We start from the raw sequence: 24,271 nt of genomic DNA, 5'->3' as shown, positions 1-24,271 counted from the left end.
CTACCGGCAAGGCAGCTTGACGGGTCGTTGGGTTTTTGCAACAGTGCGGTCCATGAGCCCGGTGCGGCGTGGCAAGGAACTGCCGATCCACAACCGGCTGCCGGTGCTGCGCGCGGAGCGCGGGATGAGCCGGGCGGAACTCGCCGAGGCGGTCGAGGTCAATCCGCAGACGATCGGGGCACTGGAGCGCGGGGATCATTACCCGAGTCTCGACCTGGCGTTGCGCATTTCCGCGGTGTTCGGACTGCCGGTGGAGGCCGTGTTCAGCCGCGCGCCATTCGACGGGGAGGGGGACGCGTGATGCTGGAGGTCGACCGGATCAGCAAACGGTTCGGGACGAAAACCGCGCTCGACGGCGTGAGTTTCACCGCGGTGCCCGGCGAGCTGTTCGGGTTCGTCGGCAGCAACGGAGCGGGCAAGACCACCACGATGCGGATCGCGCTCGGCGTGCTGGCCGCCGACTCCGGCGAGGTGCGGTTCGCCGGGCAGCCGGTCACGCACGACACCCGCGCGCGATTCGGGTATATGCCCGAGGAACGCGGTTTGTACCCGAAAATGAAGGTCCTCGACCAGCTCGTCTACCTCGCCGAATTGCACGGTCTCAGCACCAACGACGCGCACCGCGCCGCCGAGCTGTGGATCGCCCGGCTCGGACTCGGGCCGCACCGCAAGGACCACATTCAGAAACTCAGCCTCGGCAATCGGCAACGCGTGCAGCTCGCCGCCGCACTTGTGGCCGACCCGGCGCTGCTGGTGCTGGACGAACCGTTCTCCGGCCTCGACCCGCTCGCGGTGGACGTGCTCAGCGGCGTGCTGCGCGAGAAGGCGGCGACGGGCGTGCCGGTGGTGTTCTCCAGCCATCAGCTCGACCTCGTGGAGCGGCTGTGCGACCGGGTCGGCATCATCCGCGAGGGCCGGATGGTCGCGGTCGGCACGGTGGACGAGCTGACCCGCGACGCCGGACGCCGGCTGGTCGTCACCGCGCCCAGTGCGAATCCTGGCTGGGCGGCAACGGTTCCCGGCGCTCGCGTGCTAGAAAGCCGCGGCACCACGACCGTACTGGAGCTGTCGCCGAGCGCCGACGACCAGGCAGTGCTCGCCGCCGCACTGGCCACCGGCCCGGTGACCGAATTCAGCCATCGCCGCCGAACGCTGGCCGACCTGTTCCGTGATTCCGTCGCCACCCCGGGAGCACCTCGATGAGCCGGATCCGCCCTGCCCGCGCGGTGCGGCTGGTGGCCAAGCGGGAGATCAACGCCCGGCTGCGCACCCGGTCCTTTGTGGTCAGCACCGCGGTGATGCTGTTGCTGCTGCTCGGTTACGTCACCCTGCAGGTATTCCTCGCCAGTGACCGGGAAACCACTCGCGTTGCCCTAGCCGGGCAAGCCCAGGGCCTCGCCACGCAGCTGGAGAACAACGCCCGGCACCTCAAGATCGTCCTCGTCCAGTCCGAATCGGACGGATTGACCCAAGTCCGCGACGACGAGGTCGACGCACTCGTCTCCGGCAGCGCTTCCCGGCCGCGAGTGGTCGTCAAGTCCACTTTGGACCCTCAGCTGCGGACGACCCTGGACGGCATCGCGCAGCAACAGGTCCTCGACGCTCAGTTGTACTCCGCGAACCTCGACCCCGCCGCCGTGCACCAAGCTGTCTCGGCCACCCATGCCGACGTCCAGGCGCTCGAACCGGCGGATCCGCAAGCCGAGACGAAACTCGTGACCGGGATCGTGGTCGCGATTTTGCTGTACGTCAGCATCATGACCTACGGGATGTTCGTCGCGCAGGGCGTGGTCGAGGAGAAATCCAGCCGCGTGGTGGAGATCCTGCTCGCCACTGTGCGGCCGGTGCATTTGCTGCTGGGCAAGGTCATCGGCCTCGGCCTGGTCGGGCTGACCCAGCTCGCGATCCTCGCCGTCGCGGGTTTGGTGGCCGGTGGCGTGTCCGGGGTGTTCTCGATCTCCGGCGTCGCGCTGGGGACGCTAGGCTGGGGTCTCGTCTGGTACCTGCTGGGTTTCCTCCTCTACGCGATGCTGTACGGCGCGGCTGGGGCGCTCGTGTCGCGGCAGGAGGACACGCAGACGGTGGTCGGGCCGGTGAATATCGCGCTGGTCATCGGGTTCGTCGCGGGGATCAACCTGCTGACCCAAGCGCCCCAAGGGACAGCGACGCGGGTGATGTCGCTGATTCCGCTGCTCTCGCCGGTCCTGATGCCTGCCCGGATCGCGCTCGGGACGGTCGAACCGTGGGAAATCGTGCTGTCGCTGGTGCTGACGGCCGCGCTGATCGCTGTGGTCACCTGGGCCGGTGCGCGGGTGTACCGGAATGGAGTACTGCGGGTCGGCAGCCGGGTGCGGTTGGCGGACGCGTTGCGCCGTTAGCGGCAAACCAGACTAAGACCCCGTAATCGCCCCGTACCGCTGCAGCGCGACCTGCCGCTCTTCGGCATGGTCCACGATCGGCTCCGGATAATCCTCCGGACGCTCCTTCAGCACGTGCACCGCTTTCCCTTCCACGCCACGCAATTCCGGCACATACCGGCGCACATAGTCGCCCCGCGGGTCGAATTTCTGGCCCTGCGTGGTCGGGTTGAAGATCCGGAAGTACGGAGCAGCGTCCGTTCCGGAGCCGGCGACCCATTGCCAGTTCAGCTGATTCGACGCCAGATCACCGTCGACCAGGTGCTTCATGAAGTGCCGTGCACCCCACCACCACGGCAGATGCAGGTCCTTCACCAGGAAACTCGCCACGATCATCCGGACCCGGTTGTGCATCCAGCCCTCGGCCAGCAGCTGCCGCATTCCGGCGTCGACGATCGGGTAGCCCGTCCGCCCCTCGCACCAGCGGGCGAACATCTCCCGCGCGGTTTTTCCGGTGTCGTAGCGCATTCCGTCGAAACGGCGATCGTAGTTCCGCCGCGCGGTTTCCGGCCGGTGCCACAGAACGTCAGCGTGAAATTCCCGCCAGCACAGCTCGGAGCGCAGCGCCGACGCGCCCTCGGACCGGTTCCCGGCCAGGTCGGCCAGCATCGTCCGCGGATGGATCGCGCCCCACCGCAGGTAGGGCGAAAGCCTCGTGGTGCCAGCGTGATCCGGACGATCGCGTTCGGTCGCGTAGTCCGCGAGCCCGGCGGAAAGAAACTCCTGCCACGCGGCCAGCGCGGCGTACTCCCCCGCTGGCGGCAGCTCGCACTCCACCTCCGGAGGTTCCGGCAACGGTTCCGACGAAGAAGGCTTGATCCAGTCCACAATAGACACATCGGTGTCCGCCGGGCGAGGCCAGCCATGCTGCGCCCAAGCCCGATAGAACGGGGTGAACACCCGATACGGCGTCCCGTCCGGCTTCGTGACCCGCCCCGGCGACACAGCATACGGAGAACCCGTCGGAACCCACTGAATGCGATGCTCTGCCAACGCGGAAGTCACCGCTTCGTCGCGCTCGCGCCCATATGGTGCGGTATCCGCGGACACATGCACTGCCGCCGCCCGGATTTCCCGTGCCGCGGCGACAACCTCGCGCACCGGATCGCCGTGGCGCACCATCAATCGTCCGGACAACGCTTTATCCAGTTCCCGCAAGGAATTGAGCAGAAACGCGATCCGCGGCGAACCGGCAGGCTGGAGCAATCGGTCGTCCAGCACGTACAGCGCCAGAATGCGCTTGCTGTGCTTGGCCGCCTCGAACAGGGCGGCGTGGTCCCGTAATCGCAGATCCCGGCGGAACCACAGCACGACCGGCGCTTCCATCGTCATGCCGCCCAACGATAAACGCCCCGCCGCGCGAAAGCACGGCGGGGCGTTTCCCTCAGCGGAAGCTCAGCGCTCCGACATCGGGGTGTAGTCCCGGGACGCGTGACCGGTGTAGATCTGGCGCGGGCGGCCGATCTTGGTCTGCGGGTCGTTGATCATCTCGCGCCAGTGCGCGATCCAGCCGGGCAGCCGGCCGAGCGCGAACAGCACGGTGAAGAACTTCGTCGGGAACCCGAGCGCGCGGTAGATGAGACCGGTGTAGAAGTCCACGTTCGGGTACAGCTTGCGCTCGACGAAGTAGTCGTCGGAAAGGGCGGTTTCCTCGAGCTTCTTGGCGATGTCGAGCAGCTGGTCGCCGCCCTTGAGCTTGCCGAGGATCTCGTCCGCGGTGTTCTTGATGATCTTCGCGCGCGGGTCGTAGTTCTTGTAGACCCGGTGCCCGAAGCCCATGAGCTTGACACCTTTTTCCTTGTTCTTCACGCGGTTGACGAACGTCGCGACATCGCCGCCGTCGTCGCGGATGCCCTCGAGCATCTCCAGCACCGCCGCGTTCGCGCCGCCGTGCAGCGGGCCGAACAGCGCGTTGATGCCCGCCGAGATGCTGGCGAACAGGTTCGCCTCGGACGAGCCGACGAGCCGCACGGTCGAGGTGGAGCAGTTCTGCTCGTGGTCGGCGTGCAGGATGAACAGCAGGTCGAGCGCCTTCGCGATGTCCGGGTCGACCTCGTACGGCTCGGCCGGGAAGCCGAACGTCATCCGCAGGAAGTTCTCCACCAGGCCCAGCGAGTTGTCCGGGTACAGCAGCGGCTGGCCGACGGACTTCTTGTACGCGTACGCCGCGAGCGTGGGCACCTTCGCCAGCAGGCGGATGGTGGACAGCTCGACGTTGGGCTCGTCGAACGGGTTCAGCGAGTCCTGGTAGAAGGTCGACAGCGCGGAGACGGCGCTGGAGAGCACCGGCATCGGGTGCGCGTCGCGCGGGAAGCCGGAGAAGAACGCCTTGAGGTCCTCGTGCAGCAGGGTGTGCCGCTGGATCCGCTCGGTGAAGTCGGCCAGCTGGGCCTCGGTCGGCAGCTCGCCGTAGATGAGCAGGTAGGACACCTCGATGAAGGTGGACTTCTCCGCCAGCTGCTCGATCGGGTAGCCGCGGTAGCGCAGGATGCCCGCATCACCGTCGATGTAGGTGATGGCCGACGACGCGGCGCCGGTGTTGACGAACCCGGGGTCGTAGGTGATGTACCCCGTCTGCGCCAGCAGCTTTCCCAGCTCGATCCCCGGCGCGCCCTCGACCGGGTTGACGACCTTGAACTCGTGCTCGCCACTCGGCAGGCGCAGCGTCGCGGTTTCGCCGCCGGACTGCCCCGCATTCGTCGCGTCGGACATGCAGGTCCCTCTCACGTTGGGCACGGGGCGGCGGCGCCTGCAGGTTCCGCAGTAGCCACGTGTTCACGCGAGGAAACACGCGCCTCGCTGCACACCGCCCCGCTGGGTATGAATTCACCACTACGCTAGTCGAAGGGTGGGTCAGTCCGCACTCGCTGCGTTGCCCCAAAAGGCCCCATTGGGACCAGATTCACACGGTGGCCGCCATGTCCGCCGCGGTCGGCGGCTCCGCTCCGCTGCGGGAGACCGTGATCGACGCCGCTTTCGCCGCATAAGCAAGCGCTTCGGTCCACGCGCCCGCGTCGAGTGCGGCCAGGTCGCGCACGGTGCGCTGGTGCAGCCAGGCCAGCAACGCGCCCTGCACGGTGTCGCCGGCGCCGATCGTGTCCGCGACCTCGACCTCGCGGGACGGAACGTGGGCCAGCTCACCAGCCGAGGTGATCACAGACAAGCCGTCCGCGCCCCGGGTGAGCACGACGGCGTCCACACCGGACTCCACCCACGTTTTCGCGGCGGCCACCGGGTCGGCTCCTTCGGCGAGCCACGCGGCGTCGTCGTCGGAGATTTTCAGCAGCCGCACGTCGGGCAGCCAGGAGGCGAAGCGCGCGCGATAGGCCGCCGGGTCGGCGATGAGCGCCTCCCGGATGTTCGGGTCGAGCACGGTCAGGGTCCCCCGCGCGGATTCGCGGCGCAGAATCCGTTCGTACGCGCTCGCGCCGGGTTCGAGCACCATGCCGAGCGTTCCGAGCGACAGCGCGGTGGTTTCTTCCGGCAGCGCACCAGGATCGGACACCAGCCGATCGGCGGTTCCCTCGACGTAGAACGTGTATTCGGCGGCACCGCGTTCGTCGAGCGCCACGACGGCGAGCGTCGTCGGCTCGTTGCCGCGCTGCAGCAACGAAGTGTCGACGTGCGAGGCGGAAAGGCGATCCACCAACGCGACGCCGAACCGGTCAGTGGAAATCCGGGACAGGAACGACGCGGGAACGCCGAGCCGGGCCGCGGCGAGCGCGACGTTGTATGGACCACCGCCGAGCCGGGGCAGCAGCGCGCGCACCCCACCGTCCACAGTGGAATCCAACGGTTCACCCGGAACGAGGTCGACCAGCGCCTCTCCACCCACCACGATCACAAGCGGCGAGTGTAGAGGAACCGGCGCTGACAATTCCTGTCCCGATGCGGACAAATCAGTTCTTGTCGAGTCCGCCGAGCAGAAGTTCTCCGAGCGCGGTGAACGCTTCCGCGTCGGACACGTCGGTGCGGCGGCCGAGCACGCCGGTCTGAATGCCCTCGATGATCAGTCCGGTCATTTCGGCGACGAGCCGCGCGTGCACGTCGCGGAACACTCCGTCGGCGACGCCCTTGTCGATGAACGCGCGGATCCGGCGCGCGGCGGCGCGGCTGTTGAGCTGATAGGTGTCGCGGGCGGGCGCGAAGGCGGCGATGTCGGCCATGAACTCCGGCGACGCCCGGTTCAGGTGCTCGGAGACCCCGGAGAGGTACTCGCCGATCAGCTCGCGCGCGTCGTCGATGCCCGCGATCCGCTTTTCCAGGCGTTCGGCGGCATCGCGGAAGAAATGCGCGACGACCTTGACCGCGAGCTGCTCCTTGCTCGGCGCGAGCGCGTAGAGCGTCGACTTCGAGCAGCGGAGGCGGGCGGCCAGGTCGTCGAGCGTGAAGCCGGCGAAGCCCTCCGCCAGGAACAACGCCTCGAGCTCGCGCAGCAGCGCCTGCTGCCTCGCGGTGGGCCGGCGACGGGCTTCAGGGGTGGACATCACGTCACTATCTCCTACCGATCAGGGACAGTCCCGCTCCGCATACGGTACTCTCAATCATCCGTCAGTACTGTTTTCAGTACCGCCGCCTGGGAGGAAAGCCATGCCGGTCGACCGTCTGCTGCCGACGCCGGAGTCCGAAGACCTGCTCGCGCTCGTCACGGAAATCGCCCGTGACGAGCTGAAACCGCGTGCTTCGGCGGACGAGGAGGCCGAGAAGTTCCCGCGCGACCTGTTCACCCTGATGGGCAAGTCCGGCCTGCTCGGGCTGCCGTACCCGGAGCGCTGGGGTGGCGCTGAGCAGCCGTACGAGGTCTACCTGCAGGCGCTGGAGGAGATCGCCGCCGCGTGGATGAGCGTCGGCGTCGGGCTGTCGGTGCACACGATGTCCTGCTACGCGCTCGCGCACTACGGCACGAAAGAACAGCAGGACCGCTGGCTGCCGGACATGCTGGGCGGCTCGCTGCTCGGCGCGTACGCCCTGTCGGAAACGCACGCCGGCTCGGACGCGGCGGCGCTGTCCACCCGCGCCCGGCTGACCGGGGACGAGTACGTCGTCAATGGCACGAAAGCGTGGATCACCCACGCCGGCGTCGCGGACTTCTACACGACCATGGTCCGCACGAGCGACGACGGCGGCCGCGGCATCTCGTGCCTGCATGTCGACTCGTCGACTCCGGGCCTGTCGGCGGCTCCGCGCGAACGGAAGATGGGCCTCACCGGGTCGCCGACCGCGCAGATGCTGTTCGAGGACGCCCGCGTCCCGGCCGACCGCCTCATCGGCGGCGAGGGTTCCGGGTTGAAGATCGCGCTGTCGTCGCTCAGCTCCGGCCGGCTCGGGATCGCCGCGTGCGCGGTAGGCCTGGCGCAGGCGGCGCTGGACGAGGCCGTGGAGTACGCGAAGGGCCGCACGCAGTTCGGCCGCCCGATCGCGGACTTCCAGGGCTTGGAGTTCCTGCTGGCGGACATGGCGGCGACGGTCGAATCGGCCCGCGCGACCTACCTGGTCGCCGCCCGCCGTCGCGACCGCGGACTGGACTTCCAGCGGCAGTCGTCGATCGCGAAACTGGTGGCGACGGACGGCGCGATGAAGGTGACGACGGACGCCGTCCAGGTCCTCGGCGGCGCCGGGTACACGCGGGACTTCCCGGTCGAGCGGTACATGCGGGAGGCGAAGGTGCCGCAGATCTTCGAGGGGACGAACCAGATTCAGCGGATGGTGATCGCGCGTTCCCTGAAGAGCGCCTAGTCTTTTCCGTCGTCGTAAGCCGCGCGGGCGGCGTGGATGCGGTCCGCGTCGGCTTTCGACCAGTCGGCGAGCGCGCCGGTCAGCACTCCGACGTTTCGGCCGAGGCCGGTGAGCGCGTACTCCACGCGCGGCGGCCTCGCAGCTCACGGTGCTCGATCGCGCGGCCGCGCACCGTGCGGCAGGTCTGCGTTGACGGAAAGTGTCGTACCCCTCGCTTACCGTGAGCGGCATGGACACCAGGACACTTCCGCGGCAGCTGCTCTCGATCAAGGAATACCCCCGGCCAGAGCACAACCGGGCGACCGAACGCCACGCTGCTCGATTGAGGCGGCCGAGCAGGCCGCCTCAACCCCAGCCTCAGCGAGATTCCCGGTACCGCCGGTCCGCCGAAACACCCTCGCCGGTCGACTCGTCGAAGTGGTAGACCTCCTGGCCCCGCACGAACACCCGCATCGCGCGGTTCATGACGTCCAGCGGGTCGCCCGACCACAGCACCACGTCGGCGTCCAAGCCGGGCGTCAGGGTGCCGATCCGGTCGTCCAGGCCGAGCATCTGCGCCGGGTGCAGGGTCAGTGCCTTCAGCGCCGTCTCCGGGTCCAGGCCGTCCTTCACCGCCAACGCCGCCTGGTACACCAGGAAGTTGATCGGGATGACCGGGTGGTCCGTGGTGATCGCGATCTTCACCCCGGCCCGCGCGAGGATGCCCGCCGAGCGCAGCGTTCGGTTGCGCAGTTCCACCTTGGACTTCGTGGTGAACAGCGGCCCGAGGATCACCGGGATCTCGCGTTCGGCCAGCAGGTCCGCGATCAGGTGGCCTTCGGTGCCGTGGTTGATCACCAGTTTGTAGCCGAATTCGTCGGCGAGCCGGATCGCGGTCACCATGTCGTCGGCGCGGTGCACGTGCTGGTCCCAGTACAGCTCGCCGTCCAGGACCTTCGCCAGCGTTTCGTTGGTCAGGTCCGTTTCGAAGGGTTTGCCCTCGGACCGCGCGTGCTCCCGCTTCGCCTGGTAGTTGCGAGCCTTCGTGAACGCCTCGCGCAGGATCGCGGCCACGCCGAGCCGCGTCGACGGGGTGACCTTCTTTTCGCCGTAGACGCGTTTTGGGTTCTCGCCCAGCGCGCTCTTCACGCTCACCTGCTCGGCGAACGTCATGTCCAGAATGGACCGGCCCCACGTCTTCACGCCGATGGTCTGCCCGCCGATCGGGTTGCCCGACCCCGGTTTGATCACCACGCTCGTCACGCCGCCGGCCAGCGCGTCGTCGAACCCCGGTTCGTACGGGTCGATCCCGTCGACCGCGCGGAAGCGCGCGCCGTTCGGGTCGGTCATTTCGTTGGTGTCGTTGCCCGCCCAGCCTTCGCCGTCCTCGTGGACGCCGAGGTGCGCGTGCGCGTCGATGAATCCCGGCAGGACCCAGCTGCCGGACGCGTCCACCAGTTCCGCGTCCTCCGGGACCTCGACGTCGGCCTCAGTCCCGACTCGCGAGATCCGGCCGTCTTCGATGAGCACAGTGCCGCCCTCGATCGGAGCGGCGCCGACGGGGACGACATAACCCCCGACAATCGCCTTGTAAGCCATAGTTTGACACGCTAACGAACTCGCCCCGGTTCGCGCATCCGGGGTTTTTCCAGATGCACCAACTGATAGTCCGCTTCCGGCGAGCGGTGCGTTTCGCGGTAACCGAGCTTTCCGTACAAATAGAGCGGCCCGGCCGAACGCTCGCCGGTGAACAGCCGGAACACCGTCACCTCCGCCGGGGTCGCCTCCTCCGCGGCGGTCAGCAGCGCGGTACCGAGTCCCTCGCCCTGGCGATCCGGTGCCACCACGAGCCGGCCGATCTCGCCGACCGGACCGTCCACTCGCATCCGCACGCTCGCCACCAGCCTGCCGCCGTCGCGGAAGCCCCAGACCGTGGTCGACGGGTCGGCGATGGCCGCGCGCACGTCGTCGAGGGTGTCCAGCAACGGCGGCAGGTCGAAGTTCTGGTGCGCCCGCGCCTCGGTGACATAGGCGGCCTGCTGCAAGGTCAGCAGTTCGCCGGCGTCGGCGCCGGTCAGCGGTTCGAGGTTCACCGGACCCGGATTCCCCAGCTGCCCGTCCACGAGGTGGCCGGTTCCAGTTCGATCAGGTCGGTGCGCGTGTTGAGCGCGTCCGCCGGGCAGGTCATCGGCTCGATCGCCACCGCGCGGCCGCGGCCGACCAGGTCGTCCGGCGTGAACACCTGCACCCAGCGGAAGTCCGGACCGGTCCAGACCACCAGCTGCCGGTCGCCGTGGGACAGCACGTAGTGGTGGGTGCCGTCGGCCGCCAGTTCCAGCCCGCCGAACGCGGTGTCCAGGTTGACGCCTTCGAGCAGCTTGCCCTGCCGGAAGTCGTATTCGGTGCCCTCGACGTCCTGCTCGTCCGCGTACGGCATCTGCTGGTCGCCCTCGTACGGCCGGACGCGCGTGGCGGGCAGCGTGAGGGTCAGCTCGTCGGTGGGCGCGTCGCCGATCCGGAAGTATGGATGGGTCCCGACGCCGACGCCGATCGGCTTCTCCCCCTCGTTGCGGATCTCGTGCGTCACGACCAGCTCGCGCGGCTGCAGGTCGTACGTGATGGTCGCGCGCAGCGGGACCGGCCAGCCGGGCTGGACCTCGACGTCGACGGCCAGCGTGATCGACGTTTCGGCGTGCTCCAGCAGCTCCCACTCCAGGTGCCGGGTCAGGCCGTGGATGGCGTTGCCGCGCGCCTCCTCGGTGATCTCCAGCTGCTGCTCCACGCCTTCGAACTCCCACTTGCCGCCCTTGGTCCGGTTCGGCCACGGCAGCAGCACCTGGCCGAGCCCCTTCGGCGGCTTCTCGTCCTCGGCGAACGTCTCGACATACGGCACTCCGCTGATCTCGAACGCGCGCAGCCCGGCACCGATCTCGGTGATGACGGCGCGCGCGTTGCCGCGGGTGATCTCGAACTGCTCTCCGGTGGGGTTCGCCATGGCGCTGAGGTTACCGATCGTCCGCGCCGCGCGGGCAGGCCGCGAAACTAACTAGACCGGTCGTCATAGTTTGAGCTACGGTGGGCGCATGGTCAACCGCACCGACACGCGCCGCCGGATGCTCGAATCGGCGGCGGAGCTGTTTCGCACCCAGGGCTACCACGCCACCGGGATGACCCAGCTCGTGTCCGAAAGCCGGGCCCCGAAGGGATCGCTGTATTTCCATTTCCCTGGCGGCAAGGAACAGCTGGCCGCCGAAGCGGTGCAGCTTTCCGGCGAGCGGCTGGCCGGGCAGTTCCGCGAAATCACCGCTGGCGCATCGGATCCGGCCACCGCCATCGATCTCATCGTGACCGCGCTGGCCGCCTCACTGTCCGAATCGGACTATCGCTGCGGCTGTCCGATCGCGACTGTCGCGTTGGAAGCCGCGGACAGCGAGCCCATCCGCGAAGCGTGCGACCAGGGTTACGAAGGCTGGCTTCGCGAAATTTCCGGTTACTTCGCCAAATGCGGCCTCGCCGAGGATCGCGCCGCTTCGCTGGCGACCGTCGTGCTGTCCGCGGTCGAAGGCGCGCTGCTGCTCGCCCGTACTCGGCGGGATACCGCGCCGCTGCGAGCCGTCGCCGCTCATCTGCACTCCACCGTCGAACGGGAGTTCGCCTAATGCGCGTACACCACTTCAACTGCGGCACCATGCGTCCGATCGGCGGCAGGCTGATCGACGGAAAGCCCGGACTGCTGCGCCGCGCCACCCTCGTGTGCCACTGCATGCTGGTCGAGACCGGCACCGGATTGACGCTGATTGAGACCGGAATGGGGTCGCCCACCGTCACCGACGCCGAGCGCTGGCTCGGTTCGCGCTTTCTGCGGGCCTCGAACCCGATGCGGGACGAAAACGAAACCGCGCTGAGCCGCATTCGCGCGCTGGGCTTCGACCCGGCCGACGTGCGCGACATCGTCCTCACTCATCTCGACCTCGACCACGCCGGCGGGCTCGTCGACTTCCCGCAGGCCCGGGTGCACGTCTACGGCAAGGAACTCGACGCCTACCGCGCCGGAAACCCGCGCTACCGCGACGTCCAGTTCCGGCACGGTCCACAGTGGAAGTCCTATTCGGACGCTGGCGACCGCTGGTTCGGCCTCGAAGCGGTCCGCGAGCTGGACGGCGTCGAGGGCGTCGCGCTCGTGCCGCTCGCCGGGCACACCGCCGGCCACGCCGGCGTGGCCGTCGACACCGGGTCCGGCTGGGTGCTCAACGCGGGCGACGCGTATTTCTTCCACCAGGAGATCGACGCCGAACCCTATTGCCCGCCCGGATTGGCTATGTTCGAACGGCGGGTCCAGACGCTGCCCGGGCCGCGGCGCGAGAACCAGCGCCGGTTGCGCGAGCTGCGCCGGGACCACGCCGACGAGGTGACCGTGTTCGCCTCGCACGACCTGACCGATTTCGTCCGGCTCAGCGAGAGGAGCACGGTATGAAGGTGCACCACCTCAACTGCGGCACGATGCGCCCGCTCGGCGGCAAAGCGCTCGACGGCCGCCCTGGGATGCTGCGGCGCAGCACGATCGTGGCGCACTGCCTGCTCGTGGAGACCGCCGATTCGCTCGTGCTGGTCGACACCGGATTCGGCACCCGCGGCGTCACCGACTCGCGGCGCTGGCTCGGCGGGCCGTTCATGGCGATGGTCGGCGCGAAGCCGACCATGGAAGAAACCGCCGTGGCGCAGATCCGCGCGCTGGGCCACGATCCCGCCGACGTGCGGCACATCGTGATGACCCACCTCGACGTCGACCACGCCGGCGGACTCGCCGATTTCCCCGACGCCACCGTGCACGTCCGCGCCACCGAGCGACGGGCCGCGGACAATCCGAAGAGCTTCCCGGAGAAAACGCGGTACCGCGCCGAGCAATTCGCGCACAGTCCACTGTGGAGCACATACGACGAGGCCGGGGACAAGTGGTTCGGCTTCGACGCGGTGCGGCCGTTGCGCGGTCTCCCGCCGGAGATCCTGCTCGTCCCGCTGCCCGGCCACACGCACGGGCACTCCGGCGTCGCGGTCGACACCGGCGACGGCTGGCTCCTGCACGCCGGCGACGCGTATTTCTTCCACGGCGAAGTCGCCCCGGTGCATCCGCATTGCCCGCCCGGCATGCGCGCGTTCGAGGCGATGAACCAGATGGACGGGGCCACCCGCCGCGCCAACCTCGCCCGGCTGCAGGCCCTCGCCCGCGAACACCAGGACGAGGTGTCGGTGTTCAGCGCGCACAGCCCGGTCGAATTCCAGGCGCTGCGCCGGAATACCGCACAGCCGTCCGCGAGTTGACTACCCGCATGACGCGCATCCGGTACGTCGGCGGCCCGACCGCCCTCCTCGAGTACGGCGAGACCCGCCTGCTCACCGACCCCACCTTCGACGGCCCCGGCGATTACCCGATCGGCACCCGCAAGCTGGCGAAAACCGCCGGTCCCGCGGTCACCGCCGCCGAGATCGGCGCGGTGGACGCGGTGCTGCTGTCGCACGACCACCACCCGGACAACCTGGACGCGGCGGGGCGGAAGTACGCCCTCGACGCCCCGCTGGTCCTGTCCACCGGCTCGGCGAGGGAGCGGATCGGCGACCCCGTTCGCGCGCTGGCCAACTGGGAGTCCTGCGACCTCGGCGGCGTCCGCGTCACCGGCGTGCCCGCGCAGCACGGGCCGGACGGCAGCGAGCATCTCGTCGGCGAGGTCACCGGTTTCGTGCTGGAAAGCGAGGGCCTGCCGACCGTTTACGTCAGCGGCGACAACGCTTCGCTCGACGTGGTGCGGCAGATCGCGGACCGTTTCGAGCGGATCGACGTCGCCGTCCTGTTCGCGGGCGGGGCGCAGACGCCGCTGGTCGGCGACGCGTACCTCACGCTGCCCAGCGACGGCGCGGCCGAGGCGGCCCGGATCCTCGACGCGCGCCAGGTCGTCCCGCTGCACTTCGAGCAGTGGGCGCATTTCACCCAGGGCCCGGACACGCTGGGCCCAGCGTTCGAGCAGGCTGGGCTGGCGGACCGGCTGCACCTGCTCAAGCCCGGCGAGCAGGTCAGCTTCCGGTAAGCACGAACCCGCCGTCGACGGTGATTACCGCGCCGGTGACGAAACTGTTCTCCATCAAGTACACATTCGTCGCCGCCACCTGATCCGCCTCGCCGACCGAGTTGGTCAGCGTGCGCTCGGTGAACGCGGCGACCATCGCGTCCAGTTGCGGTTGCGGCAGGCTGTCCCACATTGGCGTGTGGACCGGACCCGGGCGGACCGTGTTGACCCGCACCGGGGCCAGGTCGACGGCCAGGCCGCGCGCCAGTCCCTCGACCGCGCCGACGGCACCGGCCGCGAGCGCCGCGCCGGGCGTCGGGCGGAGGCCGATGATTCCGGACGTCAGCACGATCGAACCGCCCGGCCGGATCCGCGGCGCGGCATGCTTCACCGCGCTGACGACACCCCAGTAACGGACGTAGAACCCGCTCTGCGCGTCGTCGAGCGACAGGTCAGCGAGCGGCTGCTGCTGGGGTGCGTCGCCTGCGGTGTACACGAGGTGGTCCAGCGCGCCGACGTGCTCGAACAGCGCCGCCACGTTCGCTTCGTCGCGTACGTCGGTGACGAATCCTTCGCAGTTATCCGGCAATTCGGCGAGTGCCGCGTCCAGTCGTTCCTTGCCGCTCGCCGCGATCGTGACGGACGCGCCCGCCGCCGCGGCGGCCCGAGCGGTCGCCAATCCCATTCCCGAACTGCCGCCGATGACGACAACCCGCTGGTCAAGCAAAGACATGAGGGGTCCTTCCGAAAGGTGATGACTCAGGGAGACATCAACAGTAGCAGTGATGTCCCACTGAGTCATCACTGTTAGGATCACCGCATGCCGCGCTGGGACCCCGAAGCCAAGGAGCGGCTCCGCGCGGCCGCGCTGGAGCTGTTCGCCGAGCACGGCTACGAGAACGCCACGGTCACGCAGATCACCGAACGGGCCGGGCTGACCCGGCGCACGTTCTCGCGTTACTTCGCGGACAAGCGCGACGTGCTGTTCGCCGGGTCGGAGCGACTCCCGGACGCGATGGCCGACGCGGTCCGGCGCGCCGACCCCGCGCTTCCGCCGTTCCCCGCGCTGCTGGCCGCGCTCGTCGACGCTGGCGAGTTGTTCGCGGGCTTGGTTTCACATGCCGCGCAACGCCGCGCGATCATCGCGTCCAGCCCCGAACTGCAGGAACGCGAGCGCACGAAACTGGCGGCCGTCACCGCGGCCGTGGTCGAAGCGTTGCAGGAACGCGGCGCGACCGAATCGAGTGCGAAAATGCTCGCCCAGGTCGGCATCGCGATCTTTCAGACCGCGTTCGAGCGCTGGAGCGAACAACCCGCGGGCCCGGAGTTCTCCGCACAGGTGCGGGAGGCGGCAGCCGAGCTCGCCGCCCACCTGACCCGGTGATCATGCCTTTTCGCGGACCAGCGTCGAATCTTCCAGTTCCGTTTCCACGCCCCGGTTCGCGCGGCCGGTCATCCGCAGCACCAGATAGGCCACTACGAGCAGGACGAAGAACGGGATCCCGAACTTCCAGGCCGGGTCGAGGCCTTCGATCCAGAACGTCGAAATCAGTACGGCGGCAAGGAAAACGATCACCACGACGTTCACGACTGGCGCACCCCACAGCCGCACCGGCGACGGCGGCAGTCCGGCTCGGCGACGGCGAATCCGGAACGCCAGGTGCGTCACCAGAATGATCATCCACACCACGAGCGCGGCGAAGATCGAAATGCCGAACAGCACGAGGTACGCGCCGGAATCGGAATTCTTGGACAGGATGGTCGCGATCACCAGGCCCGCGGTGGACAGCACGAGCGCGTTGCGCGGCACTCCGGACCGGGTCAGCCGTCCGGCCCAGGCCGGGGCGAATCGATGCTCGGCAAGGGAATGCAGCATCCGCGTAGTGAGGTAGAGGTTGGTGTTGGCGCTCGACAACGCGGCGGTCAGGACCACGAAGTTCATGATCGTCGCCGCCGCGGGGACTCCGGCGGCCTGGAAAACGCGGACAAACGGGCTGGCGGTGATCGAGCCGCCTTCGCCGGTGACCGTCCACGGCACTACCAGCACCACGACGAGCATTGCCGCGACGTAGAAGATCGCCAGCCGCACCACCATAGCCCGGGCCGCGCGCGGAATGTCGCGGGTCGGGTTTTCGGATTCGGCCGCGGTCACCGAAACCACCTCGGTGCCGATGTAGCTGAACAACACGAACACCATGGCCAGCAACAGTCCGGACACGCCGTTCGGCAGGAATCCGCCGCCCGCGCTCAAATTCGCGAAGCCGGGAGCGGGCGCCTTCGGCAAGCCGAAGAAGACGAGAATCAGGCCGAGCGCGACGAACACCAGGATCGCGCACACCTTGATCATCGCGAACCAGTATTCGAACTCGCCGAAAATGTGCACCGCCGCGCCGTTGACGACGATCACCAGCAGCGAGAACACCGCGACCGGCACCCACAACGGGATCTGCGGCCACCAGAACTGGACGTACACGCCGGCCGCGATCGTTTCGCCGCCGATCGCGATCACTTGCATGGCCCAGTACGCCCAGCGCACCACGAATCCGCTGCCCGCGCCGAGATACTTGTGCGCGATGCTCCCGAACGCGCCCGCGGCCGGGTGTACGACCACCATTTCCGCCAGTGCCCAGGAAATCACCAGCGCGACGAGTCCACAAAGGACGTAGGCGAGCACGACGGCCGGTCCGGCGTGCGAGATCGCCAGGCTCGAGCCGAGGAACAGACCGGTGCCGATGGCCCCGCCGATTCCGATCATCGTCAACTGCCTGCCGCGCAGCCTCCGCCGCAACCGGTTCGGGGACGGGGACTCGGCCATGTCTGCTCCCTACTGGCTCGCCCGGTACTCGGCGATCGCCGCGACGACGGCGTCGAGATCGGACTCGACGTTGTAGTAGTGCAAGGACATCCGCAGCACGTCGCCGCGGGCACTGCACACGATCCGCCGCCCGGCGAGAAACGCCGCCAGCGCGTCGGGATCCCGGTCGGCCAGCGCGACGAGCGGACCGCGCCGCGCGTCGTCCAGCGGAGACCGGAGCTTTTCCCCCGCCTCGAGCAACCGCTGCTGCAGCTGCCCGGTCAACCCGCCGAGGTGGTCCCGCACCCGGTGCGCGTCCACCTGATGCACCAGTTTCAGCCCGGCGACCGCGCCGTATGCGGACGGGATCGACGGCGTCCCGGTCTCGAAGCGGCGGGCGTGCTCGGGATAGTCGAGATGCCTCGGGTCGAATTCGAACGGGTTCGTGCGGCCGAACCACCCGGTCAGCGGCGGGGAAACCGCATCGCGCAAACCCGGCCGCACATAGAGGAACGCGATCCCGGAAATGCCGAGCAGGTATTTCAGGCTGCCGCTGACGAGGTAGTCGCAGCCGAGTTCGGTCACGTCAACGGGCTCGACGCCGAGACCCTGGTAAGCGTCGACAAAGCTTCGGGCCCCGTTTTCCCGGGCCAGCGCGGCGACTTCGCGCACCGGGAACCGCAATCCGTTGGCGTAGCTGACCAACGGGACGGAGACCAGTTGTGTCTGCTCGGTAATGAGCGCGGCGTAATCCTCGGCATCGACCAGCCCGTCGTGGTTCGCGACGAATCGGACGTCCGCGCCGCGACCCTGCTGCGCCAGCCAAACATGGCCCAGCGACGGGAATTCCAGGTCGGTCGTGACAATTCCCGGCCGTTCGGACCACTCCTGCGTGGACGCGACCTGATACGCCCCTTCGGACGCGGACGGCACCACGGCGATGTCGTCCGCATTCGCACCGATCAGCCGAGCGAACAACGCCCGCGCCTCGGCGACCTTCGCCATCCACTTGTCCCACGGCGCCCCGTGTTCGCGGATCGTGTGCTGGAACTCGAAAAGCTCCGCGGTCAGCGCGTCCGAGAGCGCTCCCTGGCTGCAGCTCGCGAGGTGCACCGAGTCGGCGAAGGCGGGGAAATGCGCCCGGAAAGCGGCTGGGCTGGGCTGGTCGGTCACGACACTCCGTTCCTTGGCTGGCGGGCGAGACCGGTCCGTTCGCCACCGTAACGGCGCGAGCACCGTGCGTCGATGCTCCGATCGGCGGCTGTGCTTCTCCGGAACCCCCGGCCGAGGATCCGCGTTCACCCTGACTGATCTATGGCGGCTATTCCGTCAGTACTGCTGAAACCGGTACTGTAGATAGGGCCTTCCGCGCTGTCAACGACCGTCAAGGATCCGCAATAGCGCGCCCCGCGACCGAGAGGACGCACCGATGAGCACCCCCGCCGAAACCGGGGTCGACCAGCTCCTGACCCAGCTGGCGCAGGGCCGGCTGCAGGTCGTCGACCTCACCAACAAGCTCAGCGCCGCCACTCCGACCCTCCAGCTGCCCGAGCCGTTCGCGAACCTGATCGACTTCAGCCTCGAGCCGGTCAGCGAGTTCGACGATTCCGGACCGCTGTGGCGGCACAACAACATCCACACCGGCGAGCACATCGGCACCCACCTCGACGCGCCGCGGCACTGGATCTCCAACCGCGACGGCGCGGACGTTTCGGAGCTGCCGGTCGGCAGGCTGATCGGTCCCGCGCACGTCCTCGACATCTCCGCGCGCGTCGCCGGCAATCCGGACTTCCTGCTGGAGATCGCCGACATCCAGGCTTGGGAAGCCGAGCACGGGCCGCTGCGCGCGGGCGGCTGGCTGCTCGTGCACTCCGGCTGGGATCGTTACGCGCAGGACCGCGACGCGTTCCTCAATTTCTCCGACGGCACCAGCCACACTCCCGGCATCTCCGCGGCCGCGGCGAAATGGCTTGCCGAGGAAACGCCGATCGCCGGCTACGGCGTGGAAACTGTCGGCATCGACGCCGGGAACGGCTTCGCGCTCGACCCGCCGATGCCCGCGCACCACCATTTGCTCGGTGCGGACAAATACGGCATTACTTCCTTGCAGAACCTCGGTTCGCTGCCGCCGACCGGCGCGCTCGTCGTGGTCTGCCCGCTGCCGATCGTCGGCGGCACCGGCAGTCCGGCGCGGGTGCTCGCGGTGACGCCGGGAGTCCAGTCGTGAATGTTGCCCAAGCCGTCGGGATCGCATTGGCGCGATTCGGCGTCCGCAAGGCGTTCGGCGTGGTGGGGAGCGGGAATTTCCACTTCACCACTGGGTTGATTCAGGGCGGGGCGGAGTTCGTCGCGGCCCGGCACGAGGGCGGCGCGACCACGATGGCCGACGCCTACGCACGGTGCAGCGGCGAGGTCGCGGCGGTGTCGGTGCATCAAGGGTGCGGGCTGGGCAACGCGACCACCGGGATCGGCGAGGCGGCGAAAAGCCGGACCCCGCTGGTCGTCGTGACCGGCGAGGCGACTGATCCGCTGTCCAACTTCCACATTGATCAGGAGGCGCTGGCCCGGTCCGTGGGAGCGAGCAGCGTGCTGGTGCGGTCAGCGAAAACCGCGCTGGCCGACGCAAGGCGAGCGTTCACCCAAGCTCGGCGCGATCGACGGACTGTCCTTTTGCGACTCCCGCTGGAGGTACAGGCCGAGCCGTTCGAGGAAAGCCTTCTCGACGGGCTGACCGCCATTGCGCCACTGCCGCAACCGCGTGCCGCGGAAGCGGACGTAAAGACGCTCGCTGCGCTCCTGCAACTCGCCGAACGACCGGTATTCCTTTGTGGACGCGGTTCTCGGGACGCCCGCACGGAATTGGTCGCGCTGGCGGATCGCTGCGGAGCGCTGCTCGCCGAGGGCGCGGTCGCGAAAGGACTGTTCGCGGGTGAGCCGTGGGGGATCGGGGTGTCCGGCGGGTTTTCGTCTCCGCTGACGACCGAGTTGATCCAGGGCGCGGACGTCGTCGTCGGCTGGGGTTCCGCGCTCAACGACTGGACCACCGCGCATGGCCGGCTGCTTTCGCCGGGAATCACCCTGGTGCAGATCGACCTGGAATCCGCCGCGCTGGGCCGCAACCGGCCGGTCGACCTCGGCATCGTCGGCGATGTCGCCGGTACTGCCGCGGCAGTGGCGGAACTGCTCGACGTCCACAGTGGATATCGGAGCGACGGGCTCAAAGACCGGATTTCCCGGGAAATCCGGTGGCGCGACAACGACTACGAAGACCGCGGAACCACCGAGACCATCGACCCGCGCACGTTGTCCGCCGCGCTGGACGAACTCCTCCCCGCCAACCGGGTCGTCGGCGTCGATTCCGGGAACTTCATGGGCTACCCCACGATGTACCTCGACGTCCCGGACGAGAACGGTTTCTGCTTCACCCAGGCGTTCCAGTCGATCGGGCTCGGACTGGCCACCGCGATCGGCGCGGCGCTCGCCCAGCCGGACCGCTTCCCGGTCGCGGCGTGCGGGGACGGCGGATTCCTGATGAGCATCGCCGAACTGGAAACCGTCGTCCGGTTGAAGCTGCCGATGCTGATCGTCGTCTACAACGACCACGCCTACGGTGCCGAGGTCTACTTCTTCGAACCCGGCGGGCATCCAGCCGACACGGTGACCTTCCCGGACACTGACCTCGCCGCCATCGCGCGCGGCTACGGCTGCGACGCGGTCACCGTCCGCGCCAAGGAAGACCTCGACGAGGTGGCGACGCGGGTCGCCGCCGGGCTCGACCGTCCGCTGGTGGTCGACGCGAAGATCGCCGGGTTCAGCGCTTGGTGGCTCCAGGCCGCGATGACGCACCACTGAGCGCCCGCTTCACCAGGAGGTTGACCACCCACAACACGAGGCCGACGGCGAGCAGGATGCCAGCCACCTGGTAATCCTGCGCCGGGCGGCCGGACAGCGGGCTGACCAGGTACAGGCAGAACACCGCGGCCAGCACCGGAACCGCGGTCGGCGCGCGGAAATGCTTGTGCGGCACCTTGTCCTTGCGCAGCACCAAAAGCGCGATGTTGACGATGGCGAACACCACGAGCAGCAGCAACGCGGTCGTCCCGCCGAGCGCACTGATGTCCACAAAGGACACCAGACCGATGGCGATCACGCTGGTGAAAATGATCGACACCCACGGCGTCCGGCGAGTCGGATGCACCCGCCCGAAGACCGGCGGCAGCACGCGTTCGTTCGCGAGGCCGTACAGCAACCGGCTGGCCATCAGCATGTTGATCAGCGCGGAGTTGATCACCGCGAACAGCCCGATGGCGGAGAAGATCTCCCGGGGGAAGCCCGGCGCGCCGACGTCGAGCACCTTCAGCAGCGCGTCGCTCTTCGCGCCAGCCAGCTCGGCGGCCGGAACCAGCAGCGACGACGTCACCGAGACGAGCACGTAAATCGTCGCGGCGATCACCATGCCCCACAGCATCGCGCGCGGGAAAATCCGTACCGGGTCATGGCATTCCTCGGCCATGTTCACCGAGTCCTCGAAGCCCACCATGGCGAAGAACGCCAGCGACGTCGCCGAGGAGATGGCGACCAGCCACGTCTTGTCCGCGGTGTCGATCTCGACCAGCCGCGCCGGTTCGCCGTCCCCGTTCAGCACCGCCCACACGCCGACGCCGATGATGATCAGCAAACCGGACAGCTCAATGCAGGTGAGGACCACGTTGGCCTTCACCGATTCGCCGATGCCGCGGAAGTTGATCAGCGCCAGCAGCACGACGAACGCGATGCCCACCAGCACCGTCGGCAGCTTCACGAACGCCGCGAGATAAGTCGCGCCGAACGCCACCGCCGCCGACGACGCCGACGTGATCCCGGAGCACATCACCGCGAACGCGACCATGAAGGTCAGGAACGGCACCCCGAACGCCTTGTTCGTGTACAGCGCCGCGCCGGCCGCGCGCGGATACTTGCCGACCAGTTCGAGATAGCTGAACGCGGTCATGAAGGCGACCACGAACGCCAGCAGGAACGGCAGCCACAACGCGCCGCCGACGCGTCCGGCTACCTGCCCGGTCAGCGCGTACACGCCGGTGCCGATGATGTCGCCGACCACGAAGAACAGCAGCAGCTTCGGGCCCATGACCCGCAGCAGTGCCGGTTCGGCGGCCTTGACTGTGCCCTCGCTCACGTCCGTCATGGGCGATTAGTGTGCCTTGTCCGGACGCGTACGGAAAGTCGCCTGGTCAGGCCTTCGCGACCGCCGTGTGCACGAGCGGGGTCATCATTTCCTTGGTCATCTTGACCGGTCCGGTGTAGTTGACCAGCACCGGAACGCCGTTGGACACCTTGGCCGCGGCGAGCGTGGCGGTCTTCTGCTCGTCGGTGTAGAAAACCGCGCCGTCCGGGAAGCCCGGCACGTCGACCGCGCCCGGCTTGGCCTTCTTGATCGCGGCGATCATGTCGGCGGGCTTGGCCTTGCGGCCCTCGTAGCGGGTCACCGCGAGCGCGCCCGCGGTCTTGCCTTCGACGACGTATTCGCAGCTCGTGGCCTTGCCGCCGTTGCTCGGGTTGTCGTGGGCGGGCCCGGCCTTGGAGGTGATGTTCGGGATCTTGATCGCCTTGCTGACGTCGTCGGACGGCAGCAGGGAGCAGGTGTCGGCGGTCTTGGCGGCCGGCGCCGACGAGGAGACCGGGGCCTTGCTCGCGGGCGGCGGAGTCGGTGCGGCGGCTTTCTGCTCGCCGGAAGAGCAAGCGGTAAGGACAGCGGCGGCGGAGATCAGCAGAGCGATCGAATATGCACGCATATCGGACATGCTATTCCGAACGGAGTAACACTACTGTCAGCGGCCCTCTTCGACCGGAGCCCGATACCGCCAGAACCCAGGCAGAACGGCCAGCGAAGCCACCACCAGCACGATCACCAGCAACCCGCCGCCGGTCGCCGCGACCGAGGTCCCCCACGCCGCCGCGGACCAGCCGTGCGTGAGGTCGGCGATCCGCGGCCCTCCCGCGACCACCACGGTGAACACGCCCTGAAGCCGTCCGCGCATCTCGTCGGTGGTGGCGGTCTGCAGGATCGCCTGCCGGTACACCGAGCTGACCATGTCCGCCGCGCCGCCGAGCGCCATGAACACGACGGCCAGCCACAGCGAATGCGCGAGCCCGAACGCCGCCATCGCCGCGCCCCAGCAGCAGATCGCGATGACGACCGCCGCGCCTTGGCGCCGCACCCGGTGCAGCCACCCGGAGAACAGCCCGATCAGCATCGCGCCCGCGGGCAGCGCGGCGTACAGCAGGCCGAGCGCGGGCCCGCCGCCGGGCGGATCGCCGAACGTCCGCTCGGCCATCTCCGGGATCAACGCGCGCGGCATGCCGGCGACCATCGCGATAATGTCGACGACGAAGGACGCCAGCAGCACTTTTTGGTGTGCCAGATAACGGAATCCGTCGATGACCGAGCCGATCCCCGCCTTGCGCGCCCCCTCGCCGAGCGGCGGGATCGAGGGCAGCCGCCACACCGCGATCAGCGTGATCGCCAACGCGCAGACGTCCACCAGGTACAAAGTGGACAGTCCGATCACCGGGATCAGCGCCCCGCCGAACAGCGGCCCGAACACCGCGCCGAACGTGGCCATCGTGGTGCTGAGCGCGTTCGCCGACGGCAGGAGCGAGGCAGGCACCAGCCGCGCGACGACCGCACCGCGAGTGGGCATGTTGATCGCGAAGAACGCCTGGTTCGCGGCGAGCAGCCCGAGCACGAGCCACACCGAATGCATCCCGGTGAACGCCTGCAGCCACAGCAGCGCGGAGGTGACCGCGACGCCGACGTTGGTGACGAGCAGCAGCTTCCGCCGGTCAACCGCGTCCGCGATCGCCCCGCCCCACAGCCCGAACACGAGCAACGGCACGAGCGCGACCGCGCCGGTCAACCCGACGTAACCGGACGATCCGGTAATATCGAAAACCTGCTTGGGCACCGCGACCGCAGTAAGCTGCGACCCGACCGCGGTCACCGCGGTGGACATCCACAGCCGCCGAAACGCCGGAATCCGGAGCGGCCGAGTATCGACGACGATCCGACCGAGGAGCTTGCGAGCCCCGGTACGGGGCGGGCGTATCCCCGGTTCTGAAGTCACGAGCTATCAGCTTAGTTGCGCTAACGAAGCTGGCGCAGGTGATTTTCCCCGCACGCACCCGGACACCCAACTCCACGGCGACGAAGCGGTCCGCCAGGACCGCCAGTCCCCCCGCGAACCGCAGCCGATGCACCCAACAAGCAAGGCACCCACACCCCTCCC

At 68.5% G+C, this 24,271-nt stretch carries 25 protein-coding genes; 11 read left to right on the top strand and 14 right to left on the bottom strand.

Going from position 1 to position 24,271, the window contains the following annotated elements; all coding sequences use genetic code 11:
• Positions 1 to 52: 52 nt before the first annotated feature.
• Genes F9C12_RS28245 through F9C12_RS28235 form a run of 3 tightly spaced genes read left to right on the top strand, consistent with a single transcriptional unit; the run spans position 53 to position 2,378 of the window.
• A complete protein-coding gene (locus tag F9C12_RS28245) occupies positions 53 to 301 on the top strand; it encodes a helix-turn-helix transcriptional regulator (RefSeq protein WP_409462369.1) in 249 nt (82 codons plus the stop codon).
• Complete coding sequence (locus tag F9C12_RS28240) at positions 301 to 1,203, top strand: ABC transporter ATP-binding protein (protein WP_409467087.1); 903 nt, start codon at positions 301 to 303, stop codon at positions 1,201 to 1,203. The genes F9C12_RS28245 and F9C12_RS28240 overlap by 1 nt, the downstream gene beginning before the upstream one ends.
• Complete coding sequence (locus F9C12_RS28235; protein WP_409462368.1) at positions 1,200 to 2,378, top strand: ABC transporter permease; 1,179 nt, start codon at positions 1,200 to 1,202, stop codon at positions 2,376 to 2,378. The genes F9C12_RS28240 and F9C12_RS28235 overlap by 4 nt, the downstream gene beginning before the upstream one ends.
• A 12-nt stretch (positions 2,379 to 2,390) precedes the next feature.
• Here the strand turns inward: F9C12_RS28235 and F9C12_RS28230 are convergent, their stop codons facing one another.
• The 4 genes from F9C12_RS28230 to F9C12_RS28215 all read right to left on the bottom strand — a co-directional run bounded on the left by F9C12_RS28230 (position 2,391) and on the right by F9C12_RS28215 (position 6,904).
• Positions 2,391 to 3,749 (bottom strand): cryptochrome/photolyase family protein, encoded by a 1,359-nt coding sequence (locus F9C12_RS28230; protein ID WP_409462367.1) that lies wholly within the window; start codon positions 3,747 to 3,749, stop codon positions 2,391 to 2,393.
• A 63-nt stretch (positions 3,750 to 3,812) separates the two neighbouring features.
• On the bottom strand, positions 3,813 to 5,129 hold the full coding sequence (locus tag F9C12_RS28225; RefSeq protein WP_051166523.1) for a citrate synthase: 1,317 nt from the start codon (positions 5,127 to 5,129) through the stop codon (positions 3,813 to 3,815).
• 190 nt (positions 5,130 to 5,319) lie between these two features.
• Positions 5,320 to 6,261, bottom strand: a complete 942-nt coding sequence (locus F9C12_RS28220; protein WP_409462366.1) for a carbohydrate kinase family protein — start codon at positions 6,259 to 6,261, stop codon at positions 5,320 to 5,322.
• Positions 6,262 to 6,316: 55 nt separating this feature from the next.
• Positions 6,317 to 6,904, bottom strand: coding sequence for a TetR/AcrR family transcriptional regulator (locus F9C12_RS28215; protein ID WP_037369544.1), 588 nt, complete (start codon positions 6,902 to 6,904; stop codon positions 6,317 to 6,319).
• Between the two features lie 103 nt (positions 6,905 to 7,007).
• On the opposite strand from F9C12_RS28215, the gene F9C12_RS28210 reads away from it, so the two are divergent.
• Positions 7,008 to 8,153, top strand: coding sequence for an acyl-CoA dehydrogenase family protein (locus F9C12_RS28210; protein ID WP_409462365.1), 1,146 nt, complete (start codon positions 7,008 to 7,010; stop codon positions 8,151 to 8,153).
• Here F9C12_RS28210 and F9C12_RS28205 read toward each other — a convergent pair.
• From F9C12_RS28205 to F9C12_RS28190, 4 genes are all read right to left on the bottom strand, one after another.
• On the bottom strand, positions 8,150 to 8,278 hold the full coding sequence (locus tag F9C12_RS28205) for a hypothetical protein (RefSeq protein WP_409462364.1): 129 nt from the start codon (positions 8,276 to 8,278) through the stop codon (positions 8,150 to 8,152). The two genes, F9C12_RS28210 and F9C12_RS28205, sit on opposite strands and share 4 nt — an antisense overlap.
• 232 nt (positions 8,279 to 8,510) lie before the next feature.
• A complete protein-coding gene (locus F9C12_RS28200; RefSeq protein WP_409462363.1) occupies positions 8,511 to 9,731 on the bottom strand; it encodes an amidohydrolase in 1,221 nt (406 codons plus the stop codon).
• A gap of 11 nt (positions 9,732 to 9,742) precedes the next feature.
• Positions 9,743 to 10,255, bottom strand: coding sequence for a GNAT family N-acetyltransferase (locus F9C12_RS28195; RefSeq protein WP_409462362.1), 513 nt, complete (start codon positions 10,253 to 10,255; stop codon positions 9,743 to 9,745).
• Complete coding sequence (locus tag F9C12_RS28190) at positions 10,222 to 11,127, bottom strand: aldose 1-epimerase family protein (protein ID WP_409462361.1); 906 nt, start codon at positions 11,125 to 11,127, stop codon at positions 10,222 to 10,224. Before F9C12_RS28190 ends, F9C12_RS28195 begins: the two co-directional genes overlap by 34 nt.
• Before the next feature lie 88 nt (positions 11,128 to 11,215).
• On the opposite strand from F9C12_RS28190, the gene F9C12_RS28185 reads away from it, so the two are divergent.
• The 4 genes from F9C12_RS28185 to F9C12_RS28170 are packed head-to-tail and all read left to right on the top strand — an operon-like array spanning position 11,216 to position 14,212.
• Positions 11,216 to 11,791 carry a TetR/AcrR family transcriptional regulator gene (locus tag F9C12_RS28185; protein ID WP_409462360.1) on the top strand — a complete coding sequence of 192 codons (576 nt, stop codon included), beginning with the start codon at positions 11,216 to 11,218 and terminating at the stop codon, positions 11,789 to 11,791.
• A complete protein-coding gene (locus tag F9C12_RS28180) occupies positions 11,791 to 12,606 on the top strand; it encodes an MBL fold metallo-hydrolase (protein WP_409462359.1) in 816 nt (271 codons plus the stop codon). Before F9C12_RS28185 ends, F9C12_RS28180 begins: the two co-directional genes overlap by 1 nt.
• Positions 12,603 to 13,451 carry an MBL fold metallo-hydrolase gene (locus F9C12_RS28175; protein ID WP_409462358.1) on the top strand — a complete coding sequence of 283 codons (849 nt, stop codon included), beginning with the start codon at positions 12,603 to 12,605 and terminating at the stop codon, positions 13,449 to 13,451. Before F9C12_RS28180 ends, F9C12_RS28175 begins: the two co-directional genes overlap by 4 nt.
• An 8-nt stretch (positions 13,452 to 13,459) precedes the next feature.
• On the top strand, positions 13,460 to 14,212 hold the full coding sequence (locus tag F9C12_RS28170) for an MBL fold metallo-hydrolase (protein ID WP_409462357.1): 753 nt from the start codon (positions 13,460 to 13,462) through the stop codon (positions 14,210 to 14,212).
• On the opposite strand, the gene F9C12_RS28165 is transcribed toward F9C12_RS28170, so the two are convergent.
• Positions 14,199 to 14,924: an SDR family oxidoreductase gene (locus tag F9C12_RS28165; protein ID WP_409462356.1), complete on the bottom strand. Its 726-nt coding sequence runs from the start codon at positions 14,922 to 14,924 to the stop codon at positions 14,199 to 14,201. The two genes, F9C12_RS28170 and F9C12_RS28165, sit on opposite strands and share 14 nt — an antisense overlap.
• An 87-nt stretch (positions 14,925 to 15,011) precedes the next feature.
• On the opposite strand from F9C12_RS28165, the gene F9C12_RS28160 reads away from it, so the two are divergent.
• Positions 15,012 to 15,575 (top strand): TetR family transcriptional regulator, encoded by a 564-nt coding sequence (locus F9C12_RS28160; RefSeq protein WP_409184788.1) that lies wholly within the window; start codon positions 15,012 to 15,014, stop codon positions 15,573 to 15,575.
• Here the strand turns inward: F9C12_RS28160 and F9C12_RS28155 are convergent, their stop codons facing one another.
• Positions 15,576 to 17,006 (bottom strand): amino acid permease, encoded by a 1,431-nt coding sequence (locus tag F9C12_RS28155; RefSeq protein ID WP_409462355.1) that lies wholly within the window; start codon positions 17,004 to 17,006, stop codon positions 15,576 to 15,578.
• A 9-nt stretch (positions 17,007 to 17,015) separates the two neighbouring features.
• Complete coding sequence (locus tag F9C12_RS28150; protein ID WP_409462354.1) at positions 17,016 to 18,158, bottom strand: aminotransferase class V-fold PLP-dependent enzyme; 1,143 nt, start codon at positions 18,156 to 18,158, stop codon at positions 17,016 to 17,018.
• A 256-nt stretch (positions 18,159 to 18,414) separates the two neighbouring features.
• Between F9C12_RS28150 and F9C12_RS28145 the strand changes: the two genes are divergently transcribed.
• A complete protein-coding gene (locus tag F9C12_RS28145) occupies positions 18,415 to 19,212 on the top strand; it encodes a cyclase family protein (protein WP_409184785.1) in 798 nt (265 codons plus the stop codon).
• Positions 19,209 to 20,837 (top strand): thiamine pyrophosphate-binding protein, encoded by a 1,629-nt coding sequence (locus tag F9C12_RS28140; protein WP_409462353.1) that lies wholly within the window; start codon positions 19,209 to 19,211, stop codon positions 20,835 to 20,837. Before F9C12_RS28145 ends, F9C12_RS28140 begins: the two co-directional genes overlap by 4 nt.
• Here F9C12_RS28140 and F9C12_RS28135 read toward each other — a convergent pair.
• The 3 genes from F9C12_RS28135 to F9C12_RS28125 are packed head-to-tail and all read right to left on the bottom strand — an operon-like array spanning position 20,797 to position 24,091.
• Positions 20,797 to 22,170: an APC family permease gene (locus F9C12_RS28135; protein ID WP_409462352.1), complete on the bottom strand. Its 1,374-nt coding sequence runs from the start codon at positions 22,168 to 22,170 to the stop codon at positions 20,797 to 20,799. The two genes, F9C12_RS28140 and F9C12_RS28135, sit on opposite strands and share 41 nt — an antisense overlap.
• Positions 22,171 to 22,216: 46 nt before the next feature.
• A complete protein-coding gene (locus tag F9C12_RS28130; RefSeq protein WP_409462351.1) occupies positions 22,217 to 22,777 on the bottom strand; it encodes a hypothetical protein in 561 nt (186 codons plus the stop codon).
• A gap of 36 nt (positions 22,778 to 22,813) precedes the next feature.
• On the bottom strand, positions 22,814 to 24,091 hold the full coding sequence (locus F9C12_RS28125) for an MFS transporter (RefSeq protein WP_409467086.1): 1,278 nt from the start codon (positions 24,089 to 24,091) through the stop codon (positions 22,814 to 22,816).
• Between the last annotated feature and the right edge of the window lie 180 nt (positions 24,092 to 24,271).

This window comes from Amycolatopsis sp. GA6-003, assembly GCF_046267895.1.
GTDB lineage: Bacteria > Actinomycetota > Actinomycetes > Mycobacteriales > Pseudonocardiaceae > Amycolatopsis.
Note: the sequence above shows the minus strand (reverse complement) of the source record. Positions and strands in the feature narration are given on the sequence as shown.

Bases quoted from the DNA above. Each gene is read 5' to 3' on its own strand.
- F9C12_RS28245 (WP_409462369.1), top strand. From the start codon at position 53: ATGAGCCCGGTGCGGCGTGGCAAGGAACTGCCGATCCACAACCGGCTG.
- F9C12_RS28240 (WP_409467087.1), top strand. From the start codon at position 301: ATGCTGGAGGTCGACCGGATCAGCAAACGGTTCGGGACGAAAACCGCG.
- F9C12_RS28235 (WP_409462368.1), top strand. From the start codon at position 1,200: ATGAGCCGGATCCGCCCTGCCCGCGCGGTGCGGCTGGTGGCCAAGCGG.
- F9C12_RS28230 (WP_409462367.1), bottom strand. From the start codon at position 3,749: ATGACGATGGAAGCGCCGGTCGTGCTGTGGTTCCGCCGGGATCTGCGA.
- F9C12_RS28225 (WP_051166523.1), bottom strand. From the start codon at position 5,129: ATGTCCGACGCGACGAATGCGGGGCAGTCCGGCGGCGAAACCGCGACG.
- F9C12_RS28215 (WP_037369544.1), bottom strand. From the start codon at position 6,904: ATGTCCACCCCTGAAGCCCGTCGCCGGCCCACCGCGAGGCAGCAGGCG.
- F9C12_RS28210 (WP_409462365.1), top strand. From the start codon at position 7,008: ATGCCGGTCGACCGTCTGCTGCCGACGCCGGAGTCCGAAGACCTGCTC.
- F9C12_RS28200 (WP_409462363.1), bottom strand. From the start codon at position 9,731: ATGGCTTACAAGGCGATTGTCGGGGGTTATGTCGTCCCCGTCGGCGCC.
- F9C12_RS28190 (WP_409462361.1), bottom strand. From the start codon at position 11,127: ATGGCGAACCCCACCGGAGAGCAGTTCGAGATCACCCGCGGCAACGCG.
- F9C12_RS28185 (WP_409462360.1), top strand. From the start codon at position 11,216: ATGGTCAACCGCACCGACACGCGCCGCCGGATGCTCGAATCGGCGGCG.
- F9C12_RS28180 (WP_409462359.1), top strand. From the start codon at position 11,791: ATGCGCGTACACCACTTCAACTGCGGCACCATGCGTCCGATCGGCGGC.
- F9C12_RS28175 (WP_409462358.1), top strand. From the start codon at position 12,603: ATGAAGGTGCACCACCTCAACTGCGGCACGATGCGCCCGCTCGGCGGC.
- F9C12_RS28170 (WP_409462357.1), top strand. From the start codon at position 13,460: ATGACGCGCATCCGGTACGTCGGCGGCCCGACCGCCCTCCTCGAGTAC.
- F9C12_RS28165 (WP_409462356.1), bottom strand. From the start codon at position 14,924: ATGTCTTTGCTTGACCAGCGGGTTGTCGTCATCGGCGGCAGTTCGGGA.
- F9C12_RS28160 (WP_409184788.1), top strand. From the start codon at position 15,012: ATGCCGCGCTGGGACCCCGAAGCCAAGGAGCGGCTCCGCGCGGCCGCG.
- F9C12_RS28155 (WP_409462355.1), bottom strand. From the start codon at position 17,006: ATGGCCGAGTCCCCGTCCCCGAACCGGTTGCGGCGGAGGCTGCGCGGC.
- F9C12_RS28145 (WP_409184785.1), top strand. From the start codon at position 18,415: ATGAGCACCCCCGCCGAAACCGGGGTCGACCAGCTCCTGACCCAGCTG.
- F9C12_RS28135 (WP_409462352.1), bottom strand. From the start codon at position 22,170: ATGACGGACGTGAGCGAGGGCACAGTCAAGGCCGCCGAACCGGCACTG.
- F9C12_RS28130 (WP_409462351.1), bottom strand. From the start codon at position 22,777: ATGCGTGCATATTCGATCGCTCTGCTGATCTCCGCCGCCGCTGTCCTT.